General features: G+C 29.1%; 12 protein-coding genes. 2 read left to right on the top strand and 10 right to left on the bottom strand.

Annotated features, from left to right (window positions below; all coding sequences use genetic code 11):
- Positions 1–23: 23 nt before the first annotated feature.
- The 10 genes from spoVE to BM027_RS10500 form a co-directional block, all read right to left on the bottom strand.
- Positions 24–1,148, bottom strand: coding sequence for a stage V sporulation protein E (gene spoVE, locus BM027_RS10545; RefSeq protein WP_090091589.1), 1,125 nt, complete (start codon positions 1,146–1,148; stop codon positions 24–26).
- Between the two features lie 94 nt (positions 1,149–1,242).
- A complete protein-coding gene (gene mraY / locus BM027_RS10540; RefSeq protein ID WP_090091588.1) occupies positions 1,243–2,217 on the bottom strand; it encodes a phospho-N-acetylmuramoyl-pentapeptide-transferase in 975 nt (324 codons plus the stop codon).
- A 47-nt stretch (positions 2,218–2,264) separates the two neighbouring features.
- Complete coding sequence (locus BM027_RS10535; RefSeq protein ID WP_090091587.1) at positions 2,265–3,626, bottom strand: UDP-N-acetylmuramoyl-tripeptide--D-alanyl-D-alanine ligase; 1,362 nt, start codon at positions 3,624–3,626, stop codon at positions 2,265–2,267.
- A gap of 174 nt (positions 3,627–3,800) precedes the next feature.
- Positions 3,801–5,258, bottom strand: coding sequence for a UDP-N-acetylmuramoyl-L-alanyl-D-glutamate--2,6-diaminopimelate ligase (locus tag BM027_RS10530; protein ID WP_090091586.1), 1,458 nt, complete (start codon positions 5,256–5,258; stop codon positions 3,801–3,803).
- Positions 5,259–5,454: 196 nt separating this feature from the next.
- Positions 5,455–7,722: a stage V sporulation protein D gene (locus BM027_RS10525; RefSeq protein ID WP_090091585.1), complete on the bottom strand. Its 2,268-nt coding sequence runs from the start codon at positions 7,720–7,722 to the stop codon at positions 5,455–5,457.
- A gap of 212 nt (positions 7,723–7,934) precedes the next feature.
- Positions 7,935–8,384: a cell division protein FtsL gene (locus BM027_RS10520; protein WP_242943311.1), complete on the bottom strand. Its 450-nt coding sequence runs from the start codon at positions 8,382–8,384 to the stop codon at positions 7,935–7,937.
- A 36-nt stretch (positions 8,385–8,420) separates the two neighbouring features.
- Positions 8,421–9,353, bottom strand: a complete 933-nt coding sequence (gene rsmH / locus BM027_RS10515) for a 16S rRNA (cytosine(1402)-N(4))-methyltransferase RsmH (RefSeq protein WP_090091583.1) — start codon at positions 9,351–9,353, stop codon at positions 8,421–8,423.
- A 12-nt stretch (positions 9,354–9,365) separates the two neighbouring features.
- The gene (gene mraZ / locus BM027_RS10510) at positions 9,366–9,794 is read right to left on the bottom strand and encodes a division/cell wall cluster transcriptional repressor MraZ (protein ID WP_090091582.1); all 429 of its coding nucleotides are present in this window, start codon (positions 9,792–9,794) and stop codon (positions 9,366–9,368) included.
- Positions 9,795–9,968: 174 nt separating this feature from the next.
- The gene (locus BM027_RS10505; protein ID WP_090091581.1) at positions 9,969–10,253 is read right to left on the bottom strand and encodes a hypothetical protein; all 285 of its coding nucleotides are present in this window, start codon (positions 10,251–10,253) and stop codon (positions 9,969–9,971) included.
- Positions 10,254–10,534: 281 nt separating this feature from the next.
- The gene (locus tag BM027_RS10500) at positions 10,535–11,029 is read right to left on the bottom strand and encodes a hypothetical protein (RefSeq protein ID WP_090091580.1); all 495 of its coding nucleotides are present in this window, start codon (positions 11,027–11,029) and stop codon (positions 10,535–10,537) included.
- A gap of 209 nt (positions 11,030–11,238) precedes the next feature.
- Here BM027_RS10500 and BM027_RS10495 point away from each other — a divergent pair, with 209 nt between their 5' ends.
- Together BM027_RS10495 and BM027_RS10490 are read left to right on the top strand one after the other, a co-directional pair.
- Entirely contained in the window at positions 11,239–11,985 is a 747-nt protein-coding gene (locus BM027_RS10495; protein WP_242943310.1) for an AzlC family ABC transporter permease, read from the top strand.
- A complete protein-coding gene (locus BM027_RS10490) occupies positions 11,986–12,288 on the top strand; it encodes an AzlD domain-containing protein (RefSeq protein WP_090091579.1) in 303 nt (100 codons plus the stop codon).
- The last annotated feature ends 121 nt before the right edge of the window (positions 12,289–12,409 follow it).

Here is a 12,409-nt window from a genome sequence, read left to right as displayed (position 1 = left end):
TAGTCTATTTTATTTCATATGCCTTAATTATCTGCTTTTCCTTCAGCCTGACGTGATATGTTTAAAAGTACCCCCATTGCTGCCATATTTATTACAAGCGAAGTCCCTCCATAACTGATAAATGGTAACGGCACTCCAGTAACAGGCATTGACCCTGTTACAACAGCAATGTTTATTAAAGATTGTACTGCAATAACTGATGTAATTCCTATTGCTAGTAATGTTCCATAACTATCTTTAGCTTTCATCGCTACCTTAATTCCTCTCCAAATAAATATTATAAAAAGAGTTATTATAAACATACATCCAATAAGCCCTAATTCTTCACCTATTATAGCAAATATAAAGTCATTATGAGGTTCTGGCATATACAATGTCTTTTGTCTTGATTGACCAAGACCAAGTCCTGTAATTCCTCCAGCACCTAATGAATAGAAAGATTGTATTAATTGATATCCATTTCCTGTTGGATCTTTCCATGGATTTAAAAAATTTAACATTCTAGCTCTTCGATATCCTTCACCTAATGTGAATACAGTAGCTGCAGCTATCATAAGTGGAGCTACAATTCCAAACAAATGTTTTAATCTTCCCCCAGCGGAAAAAAGCACTATAAATGTAACTATCATTATAACTGATGCTATACTTAAGTTCTTTTCTGCTAATACTAAAGCTGCATATATTCCAGAAACTACTAAATATGGAACAATCCCCGTACTAAACTTTTTAATCCCATCACCTTTAGCCTCAATGCTCTTTGCTAAGAAGAATACTACAACATACTTAGTTAACTCTGATGGTTGAAAAGATAATGGTCCTAGTGTAATCCATCTTTGAGCTCCATTTACCCCTTGAAATAAAAATACAAGTAATAATAATGGTATACAAGCAATCATCATTAAAGCAGTATACTGCTTTAACTTATGATAATCAATTGACATAGTAATACACAATACTATTATACCTAGAACTGCGAACAACAGCTGTTTCTTGAGAAAATACATGCTGTCATTATTTTTAAACATCGCATAATAAGAGCTTGCAGAATATACCATAACAACTCCAATTGCTAAGAGTAAAATTACACAGTAGAATATTCCATAATCCATTTGACCCATATTCTTGTTTTTGAGTTTGCCAACTCTCATATATAACTCCTCCAAACTTAATTACTAAGGCACATGAAAGAAAATAACAAGTCAGTATTTTTGTATATTCCTTTTATTATCTTATTTCAAACACCTAAAGTGCTGTAAATCCTATAATACATAAAACTAAGGTAACTGTTGCAAAAATTGTAACTATTTTTACTTCACTCCATCCAACTTGTTCAAAGTGATGATGTATAGGTGACATCTTGAACACTCTTTTACCTGTTAATTTAAATGAAGTGACTTGTATTATAACAGATAATGTTTCAATAACATATATTCCTCCCACTATAATTATGAATAATGGCATTTTTAATATTAATGCTATTGTTGCTATAGCTGCTCCTAGAGCTAATGATCCTGTATCTCCCATAAAAATCTTTGCTGGAAAAGCATTAAACTTAAGAAATCCTAATAAAGCTCCAGCAAGTGCAATTGAAAACACTCCCACTTGATAATGCCCTGTCTTAAAACCTACTATCGCAAAAAAAGTTAAAACTATTACTGTAACTGATGTTGCGAGTCCATCTATTCCATCTGTTAAATTAACTGCATTTGTTGTTGCTGCATAATATACAACTACTAAAGGTATATAAAAAATTCCTAAATTTAATTGATTATTAGAAAATGGAACTAGGATACTAGTTCCCACATGTATATAACCATAATATGCTAATGAAACAGAGAATAAAATTAATAATAACATCTTTTGCCATGCTCTTAATCCAAGATTATTTTTGTAAATTATCTTTAGCATATCATCTAAAAATCCAATTATTCCAAACGCAATTAAAGAATATAATATTATCATTCCTTCATCTTTTGCTTTATACCCTATTATTAACATAGTAACAGTTACTGAAATAAAGAATATAAGTCCTCCCATAGTTGGCGTCCCTGATTTTTTCTGATGACTTTTAGGTCCTTCTTTTCTTATATTTTGACCAAATTTCAATTTATGCAATACTGGTATAAATATAGGTCCCAAAATCATTGAAAATACAAAGCCCATTATTAATGCTGATAAAATTGTTGGATTTAATAACTCCCTAAATGTATCCCCCATCTAATACTGCCTAATTTTAAGGCAGTTCACCTCCTTTGTTATATATATTATAACTTTTCTATATATTTAACTATTTCTTCAAACTTTGCTGACCTTGATGCTTTAACTAAAATCACATCTCCATCTTTAATAAACTCTTTCACATTATTCATAAGTTCTTGTTTTGAAGCAAATACCTTTGTATCTTTTCCAAATCCCTCTTTATAATCATCTTTAAATTCTCCGATTGTTAATATCATATCTGCTTTTCCTATAGCATGTTCCCCAACCATCTTATGAGAAAATTTTGCATGTTCTCCTAGTTCACCCATATCTCCTAATACTGCTATTTTTCTTTTTCCAGGATAAGTCTTTAATACTTCTAGTGCTGCATTCATAGAATCTGGACTAGCATTATAACAATCATTTATTATTGTTATATTATCTTTCTTTATGAATTCCAACCTCATAGAAGTCGCTTCAAAATTCTTTAACCCTATTTCCATCTCTTCAAATGTAACACCAAAGTCTATTGCTATCTGTATTCCTATAAGTGCATTTAACACGTTATGTTCTCCAACCATATCTAATTTAAATCTATGGCTTTGTCCATTTTGAGTTACTGCATCAAAAGATGTGCTTTTTTCAGTAAGCTCTATATTTTTTGAATATACTTCGCAGTTTTCATTATATCCAATTTTTTCAAGTTTAAACTTACTACTTTGATTTAAAGTTTGAAGCATATCATTTTCATTGTTAACTATTAATGGATTATTATTTTCAAAAAAATCAGTTATACTAAGCTTTTCTTTAAGTATATTTTCTCTACTCTTTAAATATTCTATATGAGTTACTCCAACATTAGTAATAGCTGCAATATCTGGTCTTGCAATATTAGCTAATCTATGAATTTCATTAAAATTACTAGTACCCATTTCTAATACCGCAATATCATAACTAGGATCTAGTTCAAATATCATAAGAGGTAATCCTATTTCATTATTAAAATTACCTTTAGTTTTAAATACTGAATACTTTCCACTTAAAAATGCAGCAACTAAATCTTTTGTTGAAGTCTTTCCAGTAGAACCTGTTATTCCAACAACTTTTATACCTAATTTTTCTCTATAATATTTTGCTAAAGCTCCAAGTGCAATTTTAGTATCTTCTACTTTTATAACTAACCCTTTATTATTTAAATCTTTTATATCAAATTTTAATTCATCAACTATAACTATTGAAGCACCTTTTTTTATTGCTTCAATAACATAATCATTTCCATTAAAATTTTCTCCATTAAGTGCAATAAATAAACTTTCTTCTTCTATTTTTCTTGTATCAGTTGAAATCTTATTAAAAGAGCCTTCATTATTTTTTACAATTATTTCTCCATTAATAGCTTCAATTACTTCCTCTAAATTTAAATTCATAGCTTATTCCACCTCTTATTTATCATCTTAGGCATCTTCAAATAAATAACTAATAAGTCTTCTTGTCTTTTTTGTAACTATACTACTTAAAAAAATGTAACTAATAACAGCAGTATTAACTACCTTCACTTCCTTGTAGCATTCAAAAAATCCTAAGAATTTTTAATTAGTTCTTTATTTTACAATGTCTAAAATTTCTTTTATAACTTCTCGTTCATCAAAATGTATAGTCTTATCTTTTAATATTTGATATGTTTCATGTCCCTTACCAGCAATAACTATAACATCATTTTCTTTTGCAATATCTATAGCTTTTTTTATAGCTTCTTTTCTATTTTCTATTATTATATAATTATCCTTTTCAATTCCAGATTCAACATCTTTTATAATATCCATTGGTTTTTCTGTTCTAGGATTATCTGATGTTATTATAGAAATATCTGCAATTTCTGTTCCTATTTTTCCCATTTGTGGTCGTTTCACCTTATCTCTATCCCCACCGCATCCAAATACTGCAATTAATCTTCCTTCTGTAAATCCTCTTGCTGTTTTTAGTATATTATCTAATCCATCAGGAGTATGAGCATAATCTATGATTATATCATAAGGTAAATTATATTCTACCACAGCTCTTTCACATCTTCCTGGGACTATAACTTTATTAATTCCTTCTTTGATACATGAAACTGGTATATTTAACTTATGGCATGCTCCTATAGCACCTAATGCATTATAAATATTATATTCACCTGGAATTGATAAAATGAACTCTTCATTTTCTTTTAAATTTACTTTAAAGCTTATATTCTTACTTCCCATTTTTTCATCAAATGCTTTAAAATCCGCATCTTCTTTTATAGAAAATGTATATATGTTATTTGCATGTAAATCATTCAAATCTTTAATTACTTGTTTTCCATAATTATCGTCAAAATTAATAATTCTTATACTGCTTCTTTTAAACAACTTAAATTTAGCTTTATAATAATTATCAAATGTTTTATGAAAATCTAAATGATCTCTAGTTAAATTAGTGAAAATTCCAACTTCAAACTCAATTCCATAAACTCTATCTAGTTCTAATGAGTGAGAAGATACTTCCATTACGCAGTACTCTACACCTTTATCTACCATATTACTAAATAATGCTTGAAGTTCTAATGATTCTGGAGTAGTTCTTTCAGTATGAATTTCTTCTTTTCCTATATAATTAGCTATTGTTCCTATAAGCCCAACCTTTTTCCCATTAGCTTCTAAAATTGATTTTATCATAAATGCTGTAGTTGTCTTTCCGTTAGTACCAGTTATACCTATCATCTTCATTTTTTTGCTAGGATTATCATAATAGTTTATTGCCATAAGTGCCAAAGCTTTTCTTGTGTCATCAAGTTTAATAATTGATACATTCTTATCTGAAATCTCTATATTATCTTGAATAACAATTGCCTTAGCTCCATTTTCTATTGCTTTTTGAATATACTTATGCCCATCTGTTGCATATCCTTTTATACAAACAAAAACATCTGACTTCTTAATTTCTCTACTATCATAATTTATTGATACTATTTCCTTGTCTAAACTTCCTTGTATAACCTTATAATTTATTCCTTTTAAAATATCTTTAAGGTTCATTTTTAATCATCTCCTTAAATAATATGCTTACTATGTTTTTTTAAATACCTATTTTTTTGAATGTGCCTTATTTCTCTTTTACAATAATTTAGCATGTGGGCAAAAACCCACATGCTAGTACTTTACTTAAACATTCAAAGGAAAATAATAATACAGATAAATATTTGTTTAATAAGACACATGAAAAAATAACAGCCTAATCTTTATAATCTGACTTTAAAGTTAACTTAACTGATGTTCCTTTAGTTATAACTTCCCCTTGATCAATGTTCTGTCCTACTACCATTCCATCGCCTTCAAAAACTGAAACTATTCCAAGACTATTTAACAACTTATATACATCTTCTTTGGAATATCCCCTAACATCTGGCATAACAACATTTTTATTATAAGACCCATTATTTCCTGTGTAAAGATTTATTTTTGCTCCTTCTTTTACTACATATCCTGGATATGGATTTATATTTAAAACTGTATCTCCTGATTCATCTAAAACAAAATCTAATTTTGCTTCTTTTAAAACCTTTTTAGCTTCATCTAGTTTCATTCCTCTTACTTCTGGAATTACAACGTCTCTTGATATTTGGCTTGAATTCTCCTTAGAAAATTTACTATCAAGATAATTGAAAATATCTGTAAATAACATCTTAGCAGGTGGTGTACATACTTGTCCTGCATAATACGATCCATTGCTTGGCTCATCTACTGTTACCATTATTGTAATTCGAGGATCATCAACTGGTGCCATACCAACAAAAGAAGATATATATTTACCTGATGCATACGTACCATTTTCAGGATTAACCTTTTGAGCTGTACCTGTCTTACCACCAATGTGATATCCTTCCATAAATGTTCCTGCACCAGAACCGCCTGTAACAACTCTTTCAAGATAAGTTCTAAGTTCTGCTGTCTTCTCTGCACTTGCTACTTGCTGAGTCTTAGGAGTAAATTTATCATCAATAATTTTAACACCACTCTCATCATTATGAGTAACTTCTTTCATAACATGAGGTTGAATTAAGCTTCCTCCATTTGCAATTGCATCAAGTGCAGTCATATATTGAACTGAGTTTACAGTATTAGTTTGTCCAAACGCTATAGTTGCAAGATCAGTTTCTGAAATTTTATCTACACTTTTAACTATTCCCTTTGCTTCACCTGGTAAATCAATTCCACTAACTTTTCCAAAACCAAACTTTTCAATATATTCACATAGTTTTTCTTTTCCTATCATTTCTCCTAGTTTCATAAATCCAACATTACATGAATTTTGAATTATATCCGGAAATTTTTCTGCTCCATGACCTTGAGTTTTCCAACATTTAATTGTACGATTTCCAAATTTGAGTCCACCACCACAAGTGAAGTCTGTATCCTTAGTTACAATTTTTTCTTCTAATCCAGTAATTGCTGTCACTACCTTAAAAATTGAACCAGGCTCAAATGTATCGTTAACCAATCTATTTCTCCACATTTTTTGTACCTTTTCAGATTGATTTGCGCCTTCAAAATTTTCTGCTCCCTCATATGGGGTATTAGGATTAAAATCCGGTTTATTAGCCATAGCTAGAACTTCTCCAGTTTTAGGATCCATAACTAATATTGAAGCTGCCTTAGCATTATTATCTTTATATGCTTGTTCTACTGCCTTTTCTGCAAAAAATTGAATATTTTCATCAATTGTTAATGTAATGTCCTTACCATCTACTGGTGGTGTGAATTGAGAAATTGTATAAGGCAATTCCCCACTATTTCTATCAAGTTCTGCAATTTTCATTCCAGGCACTCCTGATAAATAACTATTATATTGAAGCTCTATTCCTGTTAGCCCTTGTCCATCAACATTAGTACTTCCAAGTACATGCGATAAGAAATTATTATTTGGATAATATCTCTTTGTATCTGGAGATACTAAAATCCCACTTATGTTTAACTCTCTTATCTTATCTGCCGCATCCTTTTCTATTCTTCTTATAAGTGTTGCTGATCCAGCATCTGCTCCACTTGGCAATTTAGTTTCAAGTTTATCCTTAACCTTTGCTACATCTAAATCTAAAGCCTTTGCAATTAGAGGTGCGATATCATCTGTTGTTAAATTTTTTTGTCCTTCTTTTATTGATAACCCAATCCCTCTTAATTTTTCTATACTATCTTTTGATAATTTAGTTAAATCTCTAGATAAATATGATCTAATAGAATTTAAATCAAAGTCAATTCTATAAACATTTGCTGATACAGCTAGTTCCTTCCCATTCCTATCTAGAACTCTTCCTCTTCTTGCATCTATCTTTACTTCACTTGTCCATTGTTCTTCTGCTCGTGCTGCATATTCCTGCCTCTTTGCTATCATTATGTAAGATAATCTCATAGTCAGCAATACAAAAACACATGTCAATCCGCCTATTACAATTGTCATTCTCTTTCGCATTTTTGCTCTATCTTTATAATTTGGTTTCCTCAATATCTAATTCCCCCATCTAAGTTCTCTTTTAGATCAAGTTATTTTTTCGAAGATGCCTTATGCAATTACTGGCAGCAATGATTTCCTTCTTAACAGTATTGTAGTGTTACAAATTCTAGCTATCAGATAAAAGCAAGTAGGATGCACAATTATTTAAGAGCATCCATAGATTTCGAAAATAGCTCTATTTCACTTTATTTCCATCAGAATCATTATTTTCTAACATTCTCAAAATAATTTTCTGAAAAATCAATTTTGGCTATATCCTTTTTAGTTGGTACTATCATAGATAGTTTTTCTTCAGAATTTTTTTTAATATTTTCCAAAGATCCAAACTTTAAAAGTTTAACCTTTAATGCTTCATTTGTTTCTTGAGCACTACTGATTTGAGTACTTACATCCGTTACTTTCTTTTGCATATTATAAACCTTGGCATCTCCTCCAATAACAAAAATCCCTAAAGATAATATGACTATTGATATCATAAGTGTACTTTTTCTTGTCTCTATCGTTTCATTCTTTACTCTTTTGTTTTTACTTTTTTTAACTCGTTGTAAATCTGATTGTTTTTTCTTTGGCTTAGTTACTACACTTTTTCTTGATGGTTTTACTACTGTATTGCCTTTTATATAATCATATTCTCTTCCCGCCAATTTATTCACATCCCTGCTTAATTTATAACATAATAAAAATTATTTTTATAATTTCTCAATGACTCTAAGTTTTGCACTTCTACTTCTTGGATTTTCTTCAACCTCTTCTTTAGTAGGTTCAATCCCTTTTCTAGATATAAGCTTAACGCTTGGTGTCTTTCCACAAGCACAAATAGGAAATTCTCGTGGACAAGTACATGGATTTTGTAATTCTCTAAATTTTAGCTTTACTATTCTATCTTCTAGTGAATGGAAAGTTATAATAGCCATTCTTCCTCCAGAATTCAATCTACTTACTCCATCTTCAATAGTTTTGTTTAATATTTGAAGCTCTGAATTAACTTCTATTCTAATAGCTTGAAAAGTTCTCTTTGCTGGATGAGGACCTTCTCTCCTAGCTTTTGCTGGAATCGCAGCCTTAATAATATCTACTAATTCCATAGTCGTTTCTACTGGCTTTTCTATTCTTCTGTTTACTATACAATTTGCAATTCTTTTTGCAAATCGTTCTTCCCCATAGTCCTTTATTATTTTATATAGCTTTTCTTCACTATATGTATTTACAATTTCATAAGCTGAAAAATCATCATCTCTATTCATTCTCATATCTAAAGGAGCATCTTTCATATAACTAAATCCTCTTTCTCCTTCATCAAGTTGATAAGATGATACTCCAAGGTCCATTAAAATTCCATCAACCTTAGGTATGTCTAAATTTTCTAAAATACTATCTATATTATAAAAATTTCTATGCACATACTTTACATTATCAAAATCTTTTAATCTTTCTTTTGCTGCTTTTAATGCATCACTGTCTTGATCAATTCCTATCAATAATCCTTCCTTTGATAAATGTTCTAATATATGAGATGAATGACCTGCTCCACCTAATGTGCAGTCTACGTAAATCCCACTTTCTTTTATGTCTAATGCATCTATGCACTCATTTAATAAAACCGAAACATGTTTAAATTCCATAATAAAAACTCCTTATATTCCTAAATCATTCATTTTTTCTGCTATTGAATCAAAATCAATATTTGATTCATTGTATTTAATCCACTTTGTCTTACTCCATATCTCAACTCTAGATAGTACTCCAATACTTACTATGTCCTTTTCTATTTCTGCGTATTCTTTTAAATTTTGTGGAATTAATCCTCTACATTGCTTGTCTAGCTCAATCACAAAGGCTCCAGAAAAAAAGAATCTTACAAAAGATCTAGCATCTTTATTAGTTAAAGGTAAAGTTTTTAGCTTATTTTCTAAAATTTCCCATTCATTAAGTGGGTAAGCATATAAACATCCATCAAGTCCTTTAGTTATAACAAATTTATCACCAAGGCCTTCTCTCAGTTTAGCTGGAACAATAATTCTATTTTTTGAATCTAATGAATGTTGATATTCTCCAATAAACATTGTTCTAGCTCCTACCTTAATAATTTACAGTATTTTAACCTCTATTTCAAACCACTTTACACCACTTTACACCACTTTACTATATTTATTCTATAAAAATGCTTTATTTCCTTCCTAATATTAAGTTTTTTTTATTTAATTAAACTTTTTTTAATATATAAACTAATTTTTATCCTAATTATCTAATTTACCATTTTTAAAATCATATAATAGGTTACCAAATAAAAGGATTATAAAAATTATAATTAACCAAATAGGCCCCTCAAGTGGAGAAGTTATCGAATTCATAGCAGCCTTAAATAAAAAATAAAAATATATTATATACGCATTAAACAATATTATATTAATCCACTTTTCTTTTTTATTTTTTTGCTTTGAAAATTTTACTATTAAACTAATTGTATATACACTCTTCCAAATAACCATTGCTGTAATTAAAAATACTAGTACTAAATCCATTAATCTTTCCCCCAATTTATTATCTATAATATATATTATTTATATTTAATAAAAAAATGCTTTAGGCACATAAAAGAAAATAATAGACCAAAGATGCATCGTATATTTGTTACAAGGGTAAGAAGGCAAGTTCAAGTTAATAGCCAGCTATTAACTAAATTTACCGACATACTGCTCTATTATTTTTTTGAATGCGCCTTACTAACTATAAAAAAATCACGCAACTATTTTTGCGTGATTTTTAACTTACTATTACTATAAGGCATCTCCAAATAAATAATCTATTTTAGGCCTATCCAAGGATATTCTTTAACTACATTATTATCCACCATTAAATATACTGTTAAGCCACCTTGATTGCCAGTTCTATAAACATTTTTACTATATCTCCCCACATAATAATGTTCTAATTCGCAGTAATCATCAACAATATCAAAAGAATACAGTTCTTCTGAAGTTGGCATTTCCCATTGCTCTTTAATTTTATTTATTATATCCATTGATATATTAGTATCAAATATAAGCTTTGCTGTACCGCTAACTACTGAATTATTATTCATCACAGCATAAACATGTTGGCCGTCTTCTTTAAATATAAGATTTCTAGCTTCATCTGCTGTTATTTCTGAATTTTGATTATTATTTTCTTCAATATAATTCCAGCTATCGTTGCTATTTTTACACCATTTTGCTGATACTGATACTGATGCTAAATTCATTATTGTTATAACAATAATACCTGTTAATATCACTTTTTTCGAAATTGCATTTCTCATTATATCCTATCCCCTTATTCATTATAGTTATATATATTCTCTATTCATTATTATTGTTAATATTTAAAATTATGTCATTTATCACCCCTAAGTTGGACTTTTACATTTTTGTATCATAATTTCCATATAATAAAATGAAATATTATCCTATATTTCCATTTAAATGTTTGTTATAATTTTATTTAATAAAAAATTTGGGGTGATTCAATTTGAAAGAAAATATTAATTTAAATCTTACTACTAATAAATATATTAGAAATTTAGACGATTATATAGCTGGATTAAAAAAAGGAATTCCAATAGCTTTAGGATATATTTCCGTATCTATCACTTTTGGAATGATGGCTGCACGTGGTGGTCTTAGCCCTTTTATGGCACTTATAATTTCAATGACAAATTTAACATCAGCAGGACAATTTGCAGGTATTGGTCTTATTTTTAATACTGCTTCATACCTAGAAATAGCTTTAACAATGTTTATTATAAATATTAGATATATGCTTATGTCTCTTTCTCTCTCTCAAAAACTTCAAAGAAAGATTCCTTTAATTCAAAGATGTGTAATATCATTTGGTATAACAGATGAAACATTCACCTTAGCCTCACTAGAAGAAGGTGATATTAGTTCTGAATTCATGCTTGGCATAATAACTTTGCCTTATTTAGGATGGGCTCTTGGCACCTTTATAGGGGCTATAACAACAACAATTTTACCTAATTCATTACAAGATGCTTTAGGTATAGCTTTATATGCTATGTTCATAGCTTTAATAATACCTCAAGTGAAAATATCAAAACCAATCTTTATAGTCGTATTAATAGCTATAATTTTTTCTTGTTTATTTAAGTTCGTACCTTATTTAAATAAAGTTTCTTGTGGTTTTGCTGTTATAATGTCATCCATTATTGCATCAATAATAGGCGCATATTTTTTTCCAGTAAAGGAGGATTTATAAATGTACATAATTATCTGCGTAATAATCATGGCTGTAGTTACTTATATTCCTAGAGTAATTCCATTAACTATATTTAACAAAAAAATAGAATCTGTATTTATTAGATCTCTTTTAAGTTATATGCCATACTCTGTTTTAGGCGCTATGACATTTCCAAGCATATTTTATAGTACAGGAAGTATGCTATTTTCATCTATAGGTACTTTAGTTGCCGTATGTTTAGCATACTTTGAAAAAAATTTACTTGTCGTTGCTGTATCCTCTGTTCTTGTCATATATGGATTAAATATATTTATCTTATAAATTTAAAGGGACTGTCTCAGAATTACCAAGTGAAGTAATAACAAAGAAATAGAAATAACATTTATTAAAGAAGACTAGAAAAATTTCGCTAATAGTTTCTAACATTTAAAGTTGTACCCAT

The organism is Clostridium uliginosum, assembly GCF_900112485.1.
Lineage (GTDB): Bacteria > Bacillota > Clostridia > Clostridiales > Clostridiaceae > Clostridium > Clostridium uliginosum.
Note: the sequence above shows the minus strand (reverse complement) of the source record. Positions and strands in the feature narration are given on the sequence as shown.

Coding starts and splice junctions, on each gene's coding strand:
- BM027_RS10530 (WP_090091586.1), bottom strand. CDS start 5,258: ATGAACCTTAAAGATATTTTAAAAGGAATAAATTATAAGGTTATACAA.
- BM027_RS10535 (WP_090091587.1), bottom strand. CDS start 3,626: ATGAATTTAAATTTAGAGGAAGTAATTGAAGCTATTAATGGAGAAATA.
- spoVE (WP_090091589.1), bottom strand. CDS start 1,148: ATGAGAGTTGGCAAACTCAAAAACAAGAATATGGGTCAAATGGATTAT.
- mraY (WP_090091588.1), bottom strand. CDS start 2,217: ATGGGGGATACATTTAGGGAGTTATTAAATCCAACAATTTTATCAGCA.
- BM027_RS10505 (WP_090091581.1), bottom strand. CDS start 10,253: ATGGATTTAGTACTAGTATTTTTAATTACAGCAATGGTTATTTGGAAG.
- rsmH (WP_090091583.1), bottom strand. CDS start 9,353: ATGGAATTTAAACATGTTTCGGTTTTATTAAATGAGTGCATAGATGCA.
- BM027_RS10500 (WP_090091580.1), bottom strand. CDS start 11,029: ATGAGAAATGCAATTTCGAAAAAAGTGATATTAACAGGTATTATTGTT.
- mraZ (WP_090091582.1), bottom strand. CDS start 9,794: ATGTTTATTGGAGAATATCAACATTCATTAGATTCAAAAAATAGAATT.
- BM027_RS10490 (WP_090091579.1), top strand. CDS start 11,986: ATGTACATAATTATCTGCGTAATAATCATGGCTGTAGTTACTTATATT.